The 17,554-nt window shown below is 48.6% G+C and carries 19 protein-coding genes; 17 read left to right on the top strand and 2 right to left on the bottom strand.

What is annotated here, in order from left to right; translation table 11 throughout:
• The first annotated feature begins 170 nt into the window (after positions 1-170).
• From PGS38_RS06840 to PGS38_RS06800, 9 genes are all read left to right on the top strand, one after another.
• Positions 171-899 carry a YebC/PmpR family DNA-binding transcriptional regulator gene (locus PGS38_RS06840; RefSeq protein WP_022462571.1) on the top strand — a complete coding sequence of 243 codons (729 nt, stop codon included), beginning with the start codon at positions 171-173 and terminating at the stop codon, positions 897-899.
• A gap of 83 nt (positions 900-982) precedes the next feature.
• Positions 983-1,642, top strand: coding sequence for a ClpP family protease (locus tag PGS38_RS06835; protein ID WP_022462570.1), 660 nt, complete (start codon positions 983-985; stop codon positions 1,640-1,642).
• 121 nt (positions 1,643-1,763) lie between these two features.
• Positions 1,764-2,630 carry an undecaprenyl-diphosphate phosphatase gene (locus tag PGS38_RS06830; RefSeq protein ID WP_022462569.1) on the top strand — a complete coding sequence of 289 codons (867 nt, stop codon included), beginning with the start codon at positions 1,764-1,766 and terminating at the stop codon, positions 2,628-2,630.
• Between the two features lie 24 nt (positions 2,631-2,654).
• Positions 2,655-5,195: an FtsK/SpoIIIE family DNA translocase gene (locus PGS38_RS06825; RefSeq protein ID WP_055267847.1), complete on the top strand. Its 2,541-nt coding sequence runs from the start codon at positions 2,655-2,657 to the stop codon at positions 5,193-5,195.
• A 123-nt stretch (positions 5,196-5,318) separates the two neighbouring features.
• Entirely contained in the window at positions 5,319-6,206 is an 888-nt protein-coding gene (locus PGS38_RS06820; RefSeq protein ID WP_055217977.1) for a sulfide/dihydroorotate dehydrogenase-like FAD/NAD-binding protein, read from the top strand.
• Positions 6,206-7,600: an NADPH-dependent glutamate synthase gene (gene gltA / locus PGS38_RS06815; RefSeq protein ID WP_022462566.1), complete on the top strand. Its 1,395-nt coding sequence runs from the start codon at positions 6,206-6,208 to the stop codon at positions 7,598-7,600. Before PGS38_RS06820 ends, gltA begins: the two co-directional genes overlap by 1 nt.
• Positions 7,601-7,705: 105 nt before the next feature.
• Positions 7,706-8,185 (top strand): 23S rRNA (pseudouridine(1915)-N(3))-methyltransferase RlmH, encoded by a 480-nt coding sequence (rlmH, locus tag PGS38_RS06810; RefSeq protein WP_117508974.1) that lies wholly within the window; start codon positions 7,706-7,708, stop codon positions 8,183-8,185.
• Between the two features lie 26 nt (positions 8,186-8,211).
• Positions 8,212-8,709, top strand: a complete 498-nt coding sequence (locus tag PGS38_RS06805) for a pyridoxamine 5'-phosphate oxidase family protein (protein WP_117812764.1) — start codon at positions 8,212-8,214, stop codon at positions 8,707-8,709.
• A gap of 57 nt (positions 8,710-8,766) precedes the next feature.
• Positions 8,767-9,708, top strand: coding sequence for a GTP-binding protein (locus tag PGS38_RS06800; RefSeq protein ID WP_117812765.1), 942 nt, complete (start codon positions 8,767-8,769; stop codon positions 9,706-9,708).
• Positions 9,709-9,772: 64 nt separating this feature from the next.
• Here the strand turns inward: PGS38_RS06800 and PGS38_RS06795 are convergent, their stop codons facing one another.
• Entirely contained in the window at positions 9,773-10,234 is a 462-nt protein-coding gene (locus tag PGS38_RS06795; protein WP_117812766.1) for a hypothetical protein, read from the bottom strand.
• Between the two features lie 160 nt (positions 10,235-10,394).
• Here PGS38_RS06795 and PGS38_RS06790 point away from each other — a divergent pair, with 160 nt between their 5' ends.
• A complete protein-coding gene (locus PGS38_RS06790) occupies positions 10,395-11,090 on the top strand; it encodes a DNA alkylation repair protein (protein WP_022462562.1) in 696 nt (231 codons plus the stop codon).
• A gap of 65 nt (positions 11,091-11,155) precedes the next feature.
• Here the strand turns inward: PGS38_RS06790 and PGS38_RS06785 are convergent, their stop codons facing one another.
• A complete protein-coding gene (locus PGS38_RS06785) occupies positions 11,156-11,434 on the bottom strand; it encodes a type II toxin-antitoxin system HicB family antitoxin (protein WP_270476083.1) in 279 nt (92 codons plus the stop codon).
• Between the two features lie 168 nt (positions 11,435-11,602).
• Between PGS38_RS06785 and PGS38_RS06780 the strand changes: the two genes are divergently transcribed.
• The 7 genes from PGS38_RS06780 to ybeY all read left to right on the top strand — a co-directional run bounded on the left by PGS38_RS06780 (position 11,603) and on the right by ybeY (position 17,518).
• A complete protein-coding gene (locus PGS38_RS06780) occupies positions 11,603-12,298 on the top strand; it encodes a YjjG family noncanonical pyrimidine nucleotidase (protein ID WP_158564995.1) in 696 nt (231 codons plus the stop codon).
• 7 nt (positions 12,299-12,305) lie between these two features.
• Positions 12,306-13,286 (top strand): alpha/beta fold hydrolase, encoded by a 981-nt coding sequence (locus tag PGS38_RS06775; RefSeq protein ID WP_118594418.1) that lies wholly within the window; start codon positions 12,306-12,308, stop codon positions 13,284-13,286.
• A gap of 21 nt (positions 13,287-13,307) precedes the next feature.
• Positions 13,308-13,847, top strand: a complete 540-nt coding sequence (locus PGS38_RS06770; protein WP_055217961.1) for a DUF2284 domain-containing protein — start codon at positions 13,308-13,310, stop codon at positions 13,845-13,847.
• 515 nt (positions 13,848-14,362) lie between these two features.
• Entirely contained in the window at positions 14,363-14,656 is a 294-nt protein-coding gene (locus PGS38_RS06765) for a YabP/YqfC family sporulation protein (RefSeq protein WP_055267857.1), read from the top strand.
• 45 nt (positions 14,657-14,701) lie between these two features.
• Positions 14,702-16,000 carry a sporulation protein YqfD gene (locus PGS38_RS06760; protein ID WP_055267859.1) on the top strand — a complete coding sequence of 433 codons (1,299 nt, stop codon included), beginning with the start codon at positions 14,702-14,704 and terminating at the stop codon, positions 15,998-16,000.
• Entirely contained in the window at positions 15,987-17,018 is a 1,032-nt protein-coding gene (locus PGS38_RS06755) for a PhoH family protein (protein WP_055267861.1), read from the top strand. The genes PGS38_RS06760 and PGS38_RS06755 overlap by 14 nt, the downstream gene beginning before the upstream one ends.
• Positions 17,015-17,518 (top strand): rRNA maturation RNase YbeY, encoded by a 504-nt coding sequence (gene ybeY, locus PGS38_RS06750; protein WP_055228185.1) that lies wholly within the window; start codon positions 17,015-17,017, stop codon positions 17,516-17,518. Before PGS38_RS06755 ends, ybeY begins: the two co-directional genes overlap by 4 nt.
• Positions 17,519-17,554: the final 36 nt, after the last annotated feature.

The raw sequence follows: 17,554 nt of genomic DNA, 5'->3' as shown, positions 1-17,554 counted from the left end.
GGGCTACTTATAAATATGCGTTGCTAAAAGCGAAATCTCTGTTTGGCGCGGTTCACGGTTGACGAATGAGAAAGATCGTGCTATATTCTATATTATATGGGCTTCTGCCGTTTTTCGGGGAAACCTTTTTACAGAAAAGTAATACTTTAAATAAAGGAGACAAAAGAGGTATGTCAGGACATTCAAAATTTGCCAATATTAAGCATAAGAAAGAAAAAAACGACGCAAAAAAAGGTAAAATCTTTACCATCATCGGCCGTGAGATCGTAATCGCTGTCAAAGAGGGCGGACCGGATCCGGCAAACAACAGCAAGCTGCGTGACGTTATCGCAAAAGCAAAAGCAAACAACATGCCGAACGATACCATCGACCGCGGTATTAAAAAAGCTGCCGGAGATGCAAACGCAGACAACTACGAGCGTATCACCTACGAAGGTTATGGCCCGAATGGTATCGCGATCATCGTAGAGACTCTGACCGACAACAAGAACCGTACCGCAGCAAACGTAAGAAGCGCTTTCACCAAAGGAAACGGAAGCGTTGGAACACCGGGATGCGTATCCTACATGTTCGACAAAAAAGGCCAGATCATCATCGACAAAGAAGAGTGCGAAATGGATGCTGACGATCTGATGATGCTTGCTCTGGATGCAGGCGCAGAAGACTTCGCAGACGAAGAGGACAGCTACGAAATCATCACCGATCCGGATGACTTCTCCGCAGTACGTGAGGCTCTGGAGAAAGACGGTATCGCCATGGCAGAGGCAGACGTTACCATGATCCCACAGACCTACGTAGAGCTGACCGATCCGCAGGCATTAAAAGACCTGAACCGTACCCTGGATCTGCTGGATGACGACGACGACGTACAGTACGTATATACCAACCTGGACGAGTAATTTCACTGGAAATTACATAGAATCATAAGAATCTGCGCATACTGATGAAGCTATTTTGGAATAGCAGAAAAGAGGAAATCCGTATGGCAGAATCACAGAAAAACCAGACAGAAAAAGAAAATATTGTAGAACTGAAGACCAACATTTATCTGCTGTCCATCATCGGCGAGGTGGAGGGGCATGAATCACTCGGCGAGCGCACGAAAGCGACGCGCTATGAGCACATTCTCCCTGCTCTTGCCCGTGCCGAGGAGGACAAAAGTATTGATGGTCTTCTGATTCTCCTGAATACCGTAGGCGGAGATGTGGAGGCCGGTCTTGCAATTGCAGAGATGATTGCGTCCATGCGAAAGCCTGCGGTATCGCTCGTTTTAGGGGGTGGTCATTCGATCGGTGTCCCGCTCGCCGTTGCAGCAGACTATTCGCTGATCGTGCCGAGTGCCACCATGGTCATTCACCCGGTGCGTACAAACGGCATGTTCATCGGTGTTGCACAGACGTACCGTAATATGGAAAAGACGCAGGATCGGATCACAGGTTTTGTATCGGCCCATTCTAAAATCACCAAGGAACGGCTCGAGGAGCTGATGCTCGATACGAAAATGCTGGTCAAGGATGTCGGAACAATGCTGGACGGCCCGCAGGCAGTGGAAGAAGGCCTGATCGACGAGGTCGGCGGCATTGCCCGCGCGCTCGAAAAGCTGAATGAGCTGATGAAAAAGGCAGCAGGGACAGAAAATTGACTTCACGGCGCGGCTTGTGTTTCAGGGGATTTTGTGTTAGAATGAGTTCGCTGTGAAAATTCGAACGGAAGTTTTGGCCGGACTTTCACAAAAGAGAAAAATAAGGGAACAGGATAAAAAAATGACAGTAATAGAAGCTTTATTTCTGGGCCTGATCCAGGGAATCACGGAATTCCTGCCGATCAGCAGCTCCGCACATCTGATTATCTTCCGTCACTTTATGAAGATCGAAGATACGCAGACGGTGTTTTTCAATGTGCTTTTGCACTTTGGCTCCATGATTGCAATTCTGCTCACATTTTCGAAGGAATGGAAACGTCTCTTCCTCGCGCTGTGCGGAATCATAATCGATCTGTTTCATAATTTAAAGGAACACTTTTCCAGTCAGCATCAGGAGAGAAAGCAGTACCGGAAGGTACTCGGCAGCAACTACCGTATGCTTGCTTTCCTGCTGATTCTGACCACCATCCCGACTGCTGTAATCGGCGGCATGATTCAGAGCCTTGTCACACTGACCTCCTCGAATCTGCTGGCACCTGGCGTTGGTCTGTATCTGACGGCGATTCTGCTTGTGGTGGCAGATATGCTTCCGGAGGGAGAAAAAACGCAGAAAAATTTGAAGCCGAAAGATGCACTGATTGCCGGATTCTTCCAAGGCTTTTCCACGATTCCGGGTCTTTCCCGTCTTGGTTCGACTATTTCTGCGTGTGTGATCGGCGGCATGACCCGTTCGTACGCTGTGAAATACTCTCTGATTGTGAGTGTTCCGGCGATTATCGGGGCAACGATCGTTGAAATTGCGACCATGGGAAAAAATAAAATTGTTTTTCATCCGGTATATCTGGTCGGCGTTTTCATGGCGGCACTTGCCGGTTACTTTACGATCCGCATTCTGATGCGTGTGGTGAAAAAACGGAAACTGAAATATTTTGCTTTGTACTGTCTTCTTGTCGGGACATTCTCCATTGCAGGATATTTTCTGCTGTAATACGAGAAAGGGGAGAAGTTCTGCATGGCAAATACAACAAAGGGAAGCGGGAAGACAAAGAAAAAAACTTCTGCTTCCGGAACAGCAAAAAAGAAACAGACCCAAACAACGGCCAGAAAAACAACGGCGAAAAAGAGCAGTACCGCAAAACGTACCTCCGGCACAAGGAAAAACACAGTCCGTGAGCCGATGGACGAGGGAGTGCGCGCAGAAATTATTCTGCTTTCCGTGCTTGCTGTTTCGATTCTGCTGATGCTCAGTAATTTCGGTATGGGCGGCGTGATCGGACAGGCTGTCTGCGACTTCTTTTTCGGCCTTTTCGGCGTGACAGAGTGGGCAGCACCGGTTCTGATCTTCTTTGGAACAGCATTTTACATAGCAAACAGACAGAACTTTTTAATTGTGCGGAAAACCGGGGGAGCGATCAGCTGCTTCGTCTTTTTCTGCGCTTTTATGCAGCTTCTGGCGTCCGGCTATACGAGAGATACGACATTTCTGGATTACTATTTTGACAGCGCCTACGATCATCTCGGCGGAGGAATCTTAGGAGGGTCTGTCGTGAAAATTCTCGGCATGGGATTCGGCCAGATCGGTGCGTGGGTGATTATTGTGATCGCCATCGTGATTTCCGTGATCGTGATGACGCAGAAGCCGATTCTCGCGCCGATCCATGAAAAGACGAATGACCACCGCCGGATGGCGGAGGAGCGCCGCCAGGAGCGTCTGGCGCGCCAAGCTGCGATGGAGGAAGAGGAAGGAAAAGAGCTGATTCTTGAGCCAGTGGAGGAACCGAAAAAAGCCGGGAAGAAAAAGAAATCCCGCCTTCTTTCTCATGTGGAATCGAAGGCTGATTTAAACGAAAACGACGATACCCATCAGATGGAGACGCCGGAGCTTTCGATTCACCGTGGTTCTGTGCCGGCTGAAGAGCCGGAAAAGACAGGACCGGAGATGACACGGCAAGCTGCAGAAGAGGCGAAAAAAGAGAAAACGTCTGCGGATCATACGAGAAATCCGCGGTCTTCCTGTGAAGAGATCGAGGCGGATATAGACGGCATTCGTCAGGAAATCGGGAAAAAAGCAGAGGAAAAGCGGCCGGAGTACAAAACACCGCCGATGAATCTTCTGAAAAAAGGGATGCGCGGTGCCATGGGCGATTCCGATGCGCATTTGCGGGAAGTAGCGCGGAAACTGGAGGAGACGCTGGACAGCTTCGGTGTCAAAGTTACAGTCAATAACGTAAGCTGCGGACCGACCGTCACACGGTATGAGCTGATGCCGGAACAGGGCGTGAAAGTAAGCCGGATTGTCGGATTGACCGACGATATCAAGCTGAGTCTTGCAGCAGCAGATGTCCGCATTGAGGCACCGATCCCGGGAAAATCCGCAGTCGGAATCGAGGTTCCAAATAAGACGAACACGGCCGTGATGCTGCGTGATCTTCTTGAAACACCGGAGTTTAAGAACTTTTCTTCGAATCTGGCCTTTGCTGTCGGAAAAGACATCGCCGGTCAGCCGGTCATCGCAGATATCGCGAAAATGCCTCATCTTCTGATCGCCGGTGCGACCGGTTCCGGTAAATCGGTCTGCATCAACACACTGATTATGAGTATTATTTATAAGGCAAAACCGGAAGACGTCAAACTGATCATGATCGACCCGAAGGTCGTTGAGCTTTCTGTTTATAACGGCATTCCGCACCTTTTTATTCCTGTTGTCACAGACCCGAAAAAGGCTTCCGGAGCTCTGAACTGGGCGGTTGCGGAGATGACAGACCGTTATAACAAATTTGCGGAATTCAACGTGCGCGATATGAAAGGCTACAATGCAAAAGTTGCCGAGCTGCCGCCGGATGAAAACGGCAAAAAACCGGAAAAACTGCCGCAGATCGTCATTATCGTGGATGAGCTTGCCGACCTGATGATGGTTGCGCCGGGAGAAGTGGAGGATGCGATCTGCCGTCTGGCACAGCTTGCCCGTGCGGCCGGCATCCATCTGATTATTGCAACACAGAGACCTTCCGTCAATGTCATCACTGGTCTTATCAAGGCAAATATGCCGTCCCGTATTGCATTCTCGGTTTCTTCCAGCGTAGATTCCCGTACGATCCTCGACATGGGAGGTGCGGAAAAACTGCTTGGAAAAGGCGATATGCTCTACAAGCCGCAGGATTACCAGAAACCGGCCCGTCTGCAGGGATCCTTTGTTTCGGATAAAGAGGTCAGCGATGTCGTTGCCTACTTAAAAGATCACTACGGCGAGAACGCTTATGATCCGGATATCGAAAAACGGATTCACACCGTAAGCCTGGATGGCGGTTCTGCCGCAGGCGGCGGAGATAACCGCGATAATTACTTCGTGGAAGCCGGAAAATTTATCATCGAAAAAGATAAGGCATCGATCGGCATGCTCCAGAGAGTGCTGAAAATCGGTTTCAACCGCGCGGCCAGAATCATGGACCAGCTCGCGGATGCCGGTGTCGTAGGACCGGAGGAAGGAACCAAGCCGAGAAAAGTTCTGATGTCCATGGAACAGTTCGAAAATTATCTGGAGGAACACGGATGATGGGAAAAGATGTTGTCCGTTGTTTACAAATAACCGGAAACGTGATAAAGTATTAACATAAAATGCGCGAAAATCCAAGTCGTGCTTTTGTTAAAATATTTCTAACAAGATTAGGAGGATATTATGTACAAGATTCAAGAAGCGGAAATGCTCGCGAATAATATCTACCGTATGGTAGTAGAAGCACCGCGAGTAGCACAGCACTGCCTCCCTGGACAGTTTGTTATTGTCAAGGCAGATGAAGAAGGAGAAAGAATTCCTCTGACCATTTGTGATTACGATAGAGAAGCAGGAACTATCACCATCGTATTCATGCCGATCGGAGAATCTACCAAAAAAATGAAAGATCTCAAAGCGGGAGATGCTTTCATGGATTTCGTAGGACCTCTGGGGCAGCCGTCCGAGTTCTGCAGCGAAGATATCGAAGAACTGAAGAAAAAACGGATCGTATTCGTAGCCGGCGGTGTTGGAACTGCACCGGTTTACCCGCAGTTAAAATGGCTGCATGAGCATGGAATCACTGCTGACGCCATTGTCGGAGCAAAGACAAAAGATCTCGTTATTCTCGAGAAAGAAATGTCTGCTGTCAGCAATCTGTACATAACCACAGACGATGGTTCTTACGTAAGAAAAGGTATGGGTACCGATGTACTCCGCGACCTTGTACAGAACCAGGGCAAACAGTATGATGTCTGTGTTGCCATCGGACCGATGATCATGATGAAATTCGTATGTCTTCTGACAAAAGAACTGAACATCCCGACCGTTGTAAGCATGAACCCGATCATGGTAGACGGAACCGGTATGTGCGGTGCCTGTCGTCTAATGGTAGGCAATGAAGTAAAATTTGCCTGCGTAGACGGACCGGAGTTTGACGGTCATCTGGTAGACTTCGACCTGGCTATGAAACGTCAGCAGATGTATAAGACAGAAGAGGGAAGAGCTCTCTTAAGATACCAGGAAGGCGCAACCCATCACGGTGGATGCGGCCAGTGCGGAGGTGACAAATAATGGCAAAGGGATTAAACAGAGTACCGGTACGTGAGCAGGAGCCGAAGGTACGTGCCACAAATTTTGACGAGGTATGTCTTGGATACAACAAAGACGAAGCAGTAGAAGAAGCACAGCGCTGCCTGGGCTGTAAAAATGCAAAATGTATCACAGGATGCCCGGTTAATATCAACATTCCGGCATTCATTGCACAGGTAAAAGAGGGAAACTTCGAGGAAGCATACAAAATTATCGGTGAGTCCAGTGCACTCCCGGCAGTCTGCGGCCGTGTATGTCCGCAGGAGAGCCAGTGCGAGGGCAAATGTGTCCGCGGAATCAAAGGCGACGCTGTTTCCATCGGCAAACTGGAGCGTTTCGTTGCTGACTGGGCAAAAGAAAACGGTATCAAACCGGTTCCGGCAGCAGAGAAAAACGGCCACAAGATCGCGGTTATCGGTTCCGGCCCTGCAGGTCTTACCTGCGCAGGAGACCTTGCAAAACTTGGCTACGATGTAACCATCTTCGAGGCACTTCACAAAGCCGGCGGTGTATTAAGTTACGGTATTCCGGAGTTCCGTCTTCCGAAAGACAAAGTAGTTGCCGCTGAAATCGAGAACGTAAAATCTCTCGGTGTTAAAATTGAGACCAACGTTATCATCGGAAAATCCGTTACCATCGACGAGCTGTTAAAAGACGAAGGATTTGAAGCAGTCTTCATCGGTTCCGGTGCAGGCCTTCCGATGTTCATGGGAATCCCGGGTGAGAACGCAAACGGCGTATTCTCCGCAAACGAGTTCCTGACCAGAAACAACCTGATGAAAGCATTCCGCGATGATTACGATACCCCGATCGCACACGGCAAGAAAGTTGCTGTAGTCGGCGGCGGCAACGTAGCTATGGACGCTGCAAGAACCGCACTTCGTCTCGGCGCAGAGGTACACGTTATTTACCGTCGTTCTGAGGCAGAGCTTCCGGCCCGTGCAGAGGAAGTTCATCATGCAAAAGAGGAAGGTATCATCTTCGACCTTCTGACCAACCCGGTAGAAATTCTGACCGACGACAAAGACTGGGTAACCGGTATCCGCTGCATCCGTATGGAACTTGGCGAGCCGGACGCTTCCGGAAGAAGAAGACCGGTTGAGATTCCAGGATCTGAGTTCGAAATTGAAGTAGACGAAGTTATCATGTCTCTTGGTACTTCCCCGAACCCGCTGATTTCTTCCACCACCTACGGTCTGGATGTCAACAGAAGAAAATGTATCGTAGCTGAGGAAGAAACCGGAAAGACCAGCAAAGAGGGCGTTTACGCCGGCGGTGACGCTGTAACAGGTGCAGCAACCGTTATCCTTGCTATGGGTGCCGGAAAAGCCGGAGCTAAAGGAATTGATGAGTATATCAAAAGCAAAAATGCATAAGGCATTGCTTTTCTAAACTAAAAGCCATATAGACGCGGACAAGAAGTGATCTATATGGCTTTTGGTGTTTTTGACAGATATCCGAAAGGGTTTTAAGATTACAGAATGAAAATTACAGTATTGACAGTAGGAAAAATCAAAGAAAAATATCTGCGGGATGCGATTGCCGAGTATTCGAAGCGCCTCAGCCGCTATGCAAAGCTGGAAATTATCGAGGTGGCGGATGAAAAGACACCGGACAACGCGAGTGAAACCGTAGAGACAAATATCAAAAACAAAGAAGCAGAGCGCCTTCTCAAATATATCCGGGATGACGCTTATCTGATTACATTGGAAATTAAGGGAAAACAGCTCACATCCGAGGAGCTGGCCCAGAAAATAGATACGCTCGGCGTGCAGGGAACGAGCCATATTATTTTTGTGATCGGTGGTTCCTTAGGGCTTGGCGAGGAAGTTCTGAAGCGTTCGAACTATGCGCTCAGTTTTTCGAAAATGACATTTCCGCATCAGTTGATGCGGGTTATTCTGCTGGAACAGATTTACCGGAGCTACCGCATTAACTGCGGGGAGCCATATCATAAATAGCTGCGAATAAGAGAGGTGTGATTGCGATGCGTGAAATGCGTTTAAAAAAGCGGGAGATTACAGATCCTGAAATTTTAAGAGAAATTCTGGAAAGCTGCGAGGTTGTGCGGATCGGGGCGATGGATGAGGAAGGCATGTTTATCGTGCCGATGAATTATGGATATGATGTCCGGGAAGAAGATGGAACTCTTCACGTCTGTCTGTACCTGCATGGGGCAAAAGAAGGGCGGAAGGCGGCTGCATTTGCAGCGGATCCGCGCGTGGCGGTGGAGATGGATTACAACCATGAAGTGATTACAGGTGACTATACGTGTGCGTATTCCTATGCGTACCGCAGTATCATGGGAAACGGAACCATCACGGAGGTGACAGATCCGGAGGTAAAGAAGAAAGGCCTGGAAAAAATCATGGCGCATATCGCACCGGAGGCGAAGATCGCTTTTCTGCCGGAGATGGTGGAGCGCGTTGCCGTATGGCGCATAGACATCGATATATTTACCGGCAAAGAGCGCAGACGAAAATAGAGTGTTCGAAGCTCCGCAGGCTGCAGACGGAAAAAGACAGCAGAAAGGACAGCAGAAATGATTAAAATTGATCTGATTACAGGCTTCCTTGGCTCAGGGAAGACGACTTTTTTGAAACAGTACGCAAAGTATCTGATGGCACAGGGAAAGAACATCGGCATCCTGGAGAATGATTTTGGGGCAGTCAATGTGGATATGCTGCTTCTGCAGGAACTGCGCGGCGATCAGTGCGAGCTGGAGATGATTTCCGGCGGATGCGACAAAGAGACACACCGCAGACGATTCCGCACGAAACTGATCTCGATGGGCATGAGCGGCTACGACCGCATTCTCGTGGAACCGTCGGGGATTTACGATGTGGATGAGTTCTTTGACACGCTGTATGACGAGCCGCTGAACCGCTGGTATGAGGCGGGAAGCGTCATCACGATTCTGGATGCCGGGCTCGATGAGAAGCTGTCGGAGGAAGAAGAGTATCTGCTGGCTTCCGAGGCGGCGAACGCTGGTAAAATCGTGCTGAGCAAAGTACAGAATGTTTCGGAGGAAAAGAAAGAAGAAACGATTGCCCATCTGAACCGCACGCTCGAGCAGGCAGGCTGCAGAAGACAGTTTTCTGATGCAGAAATTTTACAGAAAAACTGGGATGATCTGACAGAGGATGATTTCAAAATGCTCTCCGAATGCAATTACCGTTCGGAGGATTACCGGAAGCTGGATTTCGGCGAGCAGCAGACATTTGATTCGCTCTGCTTTCTGGAGCCGAAGATTACGGAAGAAGCGCTGAAAAAGGCAGCAGAAGCAATCTTTGCGGATTCATCATGCGGCAATGTATTCCGGATCAAAGGAATTGTAAAGACGGGCGAAACTGTGTGGAGCGAAATCAATGCGACGCGGGAACAGATGACATTCCAGGCAGTGCCGGAGAGCCAGGAAGTGCTGATTGTAATCGGCGCGGGGCTTTCGAAAGAGCGGATTAGTGGAATTCTCGGAATTAAGTAAAAAATGGAGCATGACGGAAAGGGGTATTTTCCATCATGCTCCTGCTGGTTTGGCTAAATAGCAGTTACTGTAAAATGCGCTGCCGTTCTGACAGTGTGGGGAACGGAATGATTTTGGAATCCCGTGCATCATCCGGTGTACAAAGAGCAGTCAACGGTTGCGGCTGATTTTCCATGGTCTGGAAGGAGAGAATGCCATCTTTCCATAAAACGACATCATCCGGTGAATGGACGGCAAAATAGCGGTGCAGCACATCGAAAAGAGAGGATGGAACTGCCGCAAGATCGTGCTCGGGATCGCTGGAATATAGAAAGATCCGGCTTCCCGGAAAACGACGGGAATGGATACCGGCAGAGGGAGCGGTAAAATCCGGGTTTTCGGTAAAATATAAGGATCTTTCTGCGGGTCCGGAAAACGGAATAGACAGCGTTGTGGAAACAACTGGCGCTTCTTCTGCAAGGGCTGGCTGCTTCTGAAATTTGCACAGGAATGGGATATTTTGAAAAAATGTATATTTCTTTCTCATAAGACTCACCTTTCAGCCGGAAAAGATCTGGCATTTGGCAGGGTGGATGTTATCGTTTACTTTAATTTTATCTTATCAGAAGTGCAGAAATAACAGGGTTAAACATTTGTAAAAAGCGTGTAAAACATCTTAAAGAGAAAGAAAAGAGAGGGGAAATCATATGGAACAGGAAGTAATGCAGGCCATTCGGGCAGAACTGGAAAGCAATATAGATGCAAAATACCGGGAATTTCACAGCTCTCTTGTTCCGGGACAGAACTGTCGGATTCTTGGTGTCCGCATTCCGGTTTCGCGACGGATTGCAAAAGCGACAGCAAGAGACCATTATGAAGTTTATACCGAACAGTTTAATCCGGAAGTCTACGAGGAGCTTCTGATCCGCGGAATGATGATCGGCTACGGAAAGCTGACCCGTGAAGAACAGACGGCAGAACTGGACCGCTTCGTGCCGATGATCAACAGCTGGGGAATCTGTGACAGCTCCTGTGCAACGTGCCATTTTATGAAGAAAGACCAGGAGTATTGGTATGGATATCTGCAGAAATGGCTGAAAAGCAGCCGGGAATATGAAATCCGGTTTGGTGTTGTGTGTCTGCTGGACTTTTTTATCAACGAAGCGTATATCGATGCTGTGCTGGAGGAGATGAAAAAGATTCATCACGATGGCTATTACGTAAAAATGGCCGTCGCCTGGGCAGTATCGATCTGTTATATTCATTTTCCGGAAAAAACACAGAAACTGCTGAAAGAAAACAGTCTCGATGACTGGACACATAACAAAACAATTCAGAAAATCAGAGAGTCGCTGCGGATCAGCAAAGAAGAAAAAGAGATGCTGAAAACCTGGAAGAGATAAAAAGAAAACCGTATCGCCGCGTTTTGAATATCGCAGCAATACGGTTTTCTTTCTCTTTTTTGAACTTATTCGTCCCATCCCTCAAAAAGCCGGATGTTGACGGCAATATTTCTTGCAATTTCACCTTCGCTTTTCCCGAGATCTGCCACATCCGATACCGGCGGAAAATCAGGTTCTTCTTCCGTCAGTTCCAGAGAGATCCAGTCATAGGCGGAGTGAATGGCATCTTCCAGCGCCTCGTCGAGGGTATCCCCTTTTGCATAGCAGCAGGCGAGATCTGGAAAATAACCTTCGTAGGTTCCCTGTTCGGTTTTATAAAAAACGGCTGGATAAGTAAATTTCATAGTGTTTCTTCCTTCTTCCTTTTCTTTTTCACGGAAATTCTTTTTTATCGTAGCACTTTTTCTCAAAAGATACAATGCCTAAAATACAATTGATCGTATTTGTAATCTATGCTAGAATGAAAAACAGATAATTGGAAAATACAAATGAAACCAAGGGAGGATTTCTCTTTGATAAAAGTAATTTTGTGGGACATCGACGGAACACTTCTGAATTTTAAGATGTCGGAACGATATGCAATTGAGTACTGTTTCAACAAGTTTCATATGGGAACCTGCACGGACGAAATGCTGCAGCGCTACAGCGTGATCAACCGCGGTTACTGGGAGCGGCTGGAGACGGGAGAGCTTACGAGAGAACAGGTGATGCTTGGACGATTCCATGAATTTTTTGAATCGGAAGGACTGCCGACGGATCAGGTAAAGGTATTCAATGATGAATATCAGATCCGCCTCGGCGATAAGGCTTTCTTCTGCGATCACGGAGATGAACTGGTAAAACGGCTGAAAGCTACCGTAAAACAGTATGCAGTAACAAATGGAACCACTGTTGCACAGGAGCGTAAACTCCGCTTTTCCGGGCTTGATCAGCTTCTGGACGGCGTTTTTATCTCGGAACAGGTCGGTGTGGACAAGCCGCAGAAGGCTTTTTTTGATGCGGTATGGAACGAAATCGGAAGTTATGCACCGGATGAGGTTGTGATCGTCGGCGACTCCCTCACAAGTGATATCCGCGGCGGAAAAAATGCAGGAATCCTGACCTGCTGGTACAACCCGGATCATCTTCCGAACAAAATTGAAGTTACACCGGACTGTACCATCGACAATCTTCAGGATATCCTTTCGTATCTGGATGAAAGCAGGTGATTTGCTAATGAGAACACGCGTATTACAGGAAAAAAATTACGCGGAGCGGATGCAGAATGGTGTGGAGCCGTACCTCGCCGCTCATGCAGAAGAATTTTACTGGGAAAGGGAGAGCGGTCATCCGATTCATGTTCTTCGTTACCGCGCATTCCGCCCGAGAGGTGTTGTTGTAATCTCACACGGTTTTACGGAAAATGCAGAGAAATATAAAGAGATCGTGTATTATTTTATCAAAGAGCATTTTCATGTTTATCTGCCGGAACACTGCGGCCACGGAAAGAGCTACCGTCTGGTGGATGATCCGTCGCTTGTTTATGTCGATTCCTACCATCGTTATGTAGAAGATCTGCTCTTTGTTGCACGAAAAGCAAAAGCAGAGGCATGCGGTCTTCCGCTCGTTCTCTATTCTCACTCGATGGGCGGCGGAATCGCAGCAGCAGCGGCCGCCAAAGCGCCGCATCTGTTCCGGAAAGTGGTCTTGAGTTCGCCGATGATCCGTCCGCTGACCGGAAAAGTGCCGTTCGCCGATGCAAAACGGATCGCAGCTTTTGCCTGTGCCACAGAACGAGGCACACAGTATGTGGTAGGACAGAAACCATACCAGGGAATCGAAAGCTTTAAACAAAGTTCGTCCCTCTCCCGTCCGCGCTTTCTCTATTACCAGCAGAAGCGGGAAAAAGAGCCGCTGTATCACCTAAATGCCGCTTCTTACGGATGGCTCCATGCCGCCGCACATCTGTACCGCGATCTGATGCGGAGCGGATGGAAACGGATCGAGGCTCCTGTCCTTTTATTTCAGGCGGAGAACGATCATCTTGTGTCCAACCGTGCCCAGGAGCGGATGATCCGGAAAATGGCAGAACGCCGTCCCGGCATGGCAAAAATGGTAAAAGTACCGGGCGCAAAGCATGAATTGTTTGGAACCAGAGGGCGCATGCTCCAGACGTACTGGAATATGGTATTTGCTTTTTTTGAAAAAGATCTGTAACAAAAGAGAAGGGATGACAAAATGACACAGACAGAAATCGAAGAATATATTACCCAGTTTCCTATCTATCAGTATGCATTTGTAAAACCGGAGGACATCGAATTCAATGACCGGGTCCGCCAGATCTGCAAAAAGGAGTGCTCCCGCTACGGAGCCTCCTGGTCCTGCCCGCCGGCGGTCGGCACTGTTGAAGTCTGTAAGGAGCGTTGCATGAACTACGATCACGTTCTGTTCTTCTCCAGCATCGCAGAAGTGGACAACATCATGGATATGGATGAGACATTAAAAACAAAATCGGAGCACGAAAAAATCACACGCGAAATCGAGCAGCATTTAAAAGACAAAACCCTGCTCACCTTCGCCCTTTCCTCCGATTCCTGCCAGCTCTGTGATAAATGTACCTACCCGAGAGGCGGCTGCCGCCATCTTGAACTGATGCATCCATGCATCGAGAGCCACGGCATCGTTGTTGCAAACCTGATTGAAAAAAACATGATGGATTATTACCTCGGCGAGCATATGGTCATATGGTTCAGCATGATTTTCTATAAAGAATCGTAATCTGTGATGTAATTTTCCATTCTTTCAAACGTATTTATAATAGAGGATTTCGCTGTAAGAAATTCAGAAAATACACAGGAGGGGGAATGAAGCATCTGCGGAGTCTGTTTCCGTCAGCGCTACGGCAGAGCCGGCGAAAAAAGCGACGCCGACCGAAACACCAACACCGACAGCGACTGAGACACCAACTCCAACGGCTGCTCCAACCGAAACGCCGACCCCTGAGCCAACCATAGAAGCTGCGGCGGAAGAAACCGTTGAAACGCAGGCAGCGGAAGAAACGCAGCCGGCAGTGACTGCTGAAGAACCACAGGTAACGGAAGCTCAGATGACGAGAGAAAATGCAGAAGCCCAGGGGTATGAACCCTGCAAAAAATGTTTTTAAAAAAGAGAAATGAAACCCCGCAGCCTGATCGGGCAGGAAACCCCAGCGGCTGTGGGGTATTTTTGTGCTTTTTTCTGCATAAAATAGCGATAGAACAAAAAGCAGACCCGCAAAGCGGAGGAGGTTTTGGATGCGAAAAAAGAAAAAGCAGAAAAAATCACTCCATCCGCCGGGCGGGGAGCTGCTTTCGGCGATGCAGGTTCCGTCAGATCTTGCTTTTGGCGAGCCGGTTGTGACGTTTTACGGCGGGAGAGAAGTGCAGATTGAAAATTTCCGCAGGATTCTGGAATATAATGCGTGCCGCCTCTGTGTGCTTACACAATATGGCAGGCTGCTCCTTGTGGGAGAGGGAATCCGGATTGTTTCGTATTCCGGGGAGGAGATGCGGGTGGAAGGGAGAATCGATCAGGCGACGTTTCAATAAGTGTAATGATTCCAATCATTCCAATGCTGAAAAGGGGGTGTGCGTTTGCAGAGGGGAAAGGTTTTCTGGAAAGGCAGTGTGCGGATTCGTGTGACGGGCCGTGAACCGGAGCGTTTTTTCAATCTGTGCGGGCACCATAACATCACACTGTGGGACGTGACAGAACATCAGGGCTGCTTTGAGATGAGCCTTCTGCCGGAAGATTTTTTCCGCCTCCTGCCGATCCGCCGCAAGAGCGGTGTGCGCATCCGAATACAGAAAAAACAGGGACTGCCTTTCTTTTACCGGCGAAGTTTAAAAAGAAAGGCATTTTTTATTGGTATTTTTCTCTGCCTGGCGGGACTTTACACGCTGTCGCAGTTCATCTGGAATATTCATGTGGAAGGAAATTACGCGAACAGTACGCAGACGATCTTAAACAGCCTTGACGCGGCCGGGATTCATCATGGAAGCTGGAAAAAACGTGTGGACTGCAGCCAGACCGCATCGTATTTGCGGGAGCAGTTTCCGAATCTGACCTGGGTGTCCGCAAAAATAGAAGGGACGCAGCTTGTCCTTGCGGTAAAAGAAAACGTAGACGGCTATGTGATCGAAGAAAAAGCAGATGATCCGCAGAATCTTGTGGCGAAAAAAGAAGGGACGGTCGTGCGTATTATCACACGGAACGGCATTCCGCAGGTGCTCCCCGGTGATACATGTCAAGCGGGAGACATTCTTGTAAAGGGCGAGATTCCGCTTGTGAATGACAGTGGGGAAACGTATGATTATTCTTATGTTCACGCAGACGCGGATATTGACCTTGAGACGACGTGGTACTATTATGATACCTTTCCGCTTTCCCATACGGTACGGACATATCAGAAAGCAGAGAAAAAAACGCCGGTATTCCAGATTTCTGCTTACCGATTTTTCCTTGGAAATCTGCTGCCGGAGAATTTTGTGGAGAGTTTGCGGAGCATGACCGGAACGGCGGATCAGAAAACAGAGAAAAGGGAAAATGGAGCAGACGAGGAAGTGTCCCTTCAGCAGCTTTATCTGACAGAAAACTTTGCCCTTCCGTTTTATTTCGGCTACCGTCAGAAATTTCCTTTTGAAGTTCAGAAAGAAACCTACTCAGAACACGAGGCAAAAGAAAAAGCCTCGCAGAATTATCAGAAATTCCACAGAAATTTATCAGAAAAAGGACTTCAAATATCGGAGAATCATGTTACAATAGAACTTAACGATACGTCATGTATCACAAAAGGGACACTTCGCGTGATAGAACGGGCCGTAGAAGCACAGCCCTGCGAAATGCAGAAGATGTCGGATGGAAAGGAAACAATGGTAGATGAACAGCAATAACAACATGATAGAACTGCAGATGGAACTGCCCATCGAACATGAAAAGAAAGTATTCGGCCAGTTTGATGAACACATCAAAATCCTGGAGAGATCCCTGGCGGTTACGCTGATCTCCCGGGACGGCGTTTTAAAAATTGTGGGCCCGGCATCGAATGCAGCGCGCGCAAAGGAATGTCTGACACAGCTTCTGGAGCTCTCACGCCGCGGAAATGATATCAACACACAGAACGTCAATTATGCAATCTCACTTGTTATGGAGGACAGCGGAAGCAGCCTTGCTGAAATCGACAGTGACTGCATCTGCCACACGGTCGCAGGCCGTCCGGTCAAACCGAAAACACTCGGTCAGAAAGCGTACGTGGATGCGATCCGGGAAAAGATGATCGTCTTCGGCGTCGGCCCTGCCGGAACCGGAAAAACGTACCTTGCGATGGCGATGGCGATCACGGCATTCCGAAACGATGAGGTAGGCCGTATTATCCTGACGCGTCCGGCGATTGAGGCGGGTGAAAAACTCGGTTTCCTGCCTGGCGACCTGCAGAGTAAAATTGACCCGTATCTGCGGCCGCTCTACGACGCGCTGTATCAGATCATGGGAGCAGAGAGCTTCCAGAAAAACATGGAAAAAGGCCTGATTGAGGTTGCGCCGCTCGCGTACATGCGAGGCCGTACGCTCGACAATGCGTTTATTATCCTTGATGAGGCACAGAATACGACACCGGCGCAGATGAAGATGTTCCTGACCCGTATCGGTTTCGGTTCCAAAGTCATTGTAACCGGAGATGCCTCTCAGAAGGACCTTCCTTCCGGTACACGCTCCGGCCTTGATGTGGCAATGCAGGTACTGAAAAAAGTAGACGGAATTTCCTTCTGCGAGCTGACGAGCAAGGACGTTGTCCGTCATCCGCTGGTGCAGAAGATTGTACAGGCTTACGATGAATATGAAAAGAAAGCAAAGCCGGAAAATCACAGCGGCAGAGCAAAAAGTACGACGAGAAAACGGAGGGAAAATAAATGACACTGACGTTTGAAAATGAACAGGATTTTGACCTTGGATTTGATCCGGAAGAGGTTGCAGCAGCGGTAATCAATGGTGTGCTGGATCAGGAAGCGTGCCCGTATGAGGCAGAAGTAGAACTGATTCTGACTGATCCGGAAAATATCCGCACCATGAACCGGGAACACAGAAACATTGACCGGGAGACAGACGTGCTTTCTTTCCCGATGGTAGATTATCCTTCTCCGGCTTCGTTCGATTTTCTGGAGACGGAAGAGGGAGATGACTGTTTTAACCCGGACAGCGGTGAGCTGATGCTGGGTGATATTGTGATTTCTGTTGCGCGCGCAAGAGCGCAGGCGGAGGAATACGGTCATTCTTTAAGACGCGAATTTGCTTTTCTTGTTGCACACAGTATGCTGCATCTTCTGGGTTATGATCATATGACACCGGAGGAAGCAGCCGTGATGGAGGCAAAGCAGGAAGAGGTGCTGCAGCGTCTCGGTATCACAAGAGACTGATTGAAAGAAGAAAAGGAGGGGTCTTTATCAAAAAGA

The sequence above is a fragment of the Fusicatenibacter saccharivorans genome (assembly GCF_027667425.1).
In the GTDB taxonomy this organism is placed as follows: domain Bacteria; phylum Bacillota; class Clostridia; order Lachnospirales; family Lachnospiraceae; genus Fusicatenibacter; species Fusicatenibacter saccharivorans.
This window is presented reverse-complemented; position numbering and strand designations above follow the sequence as displayed.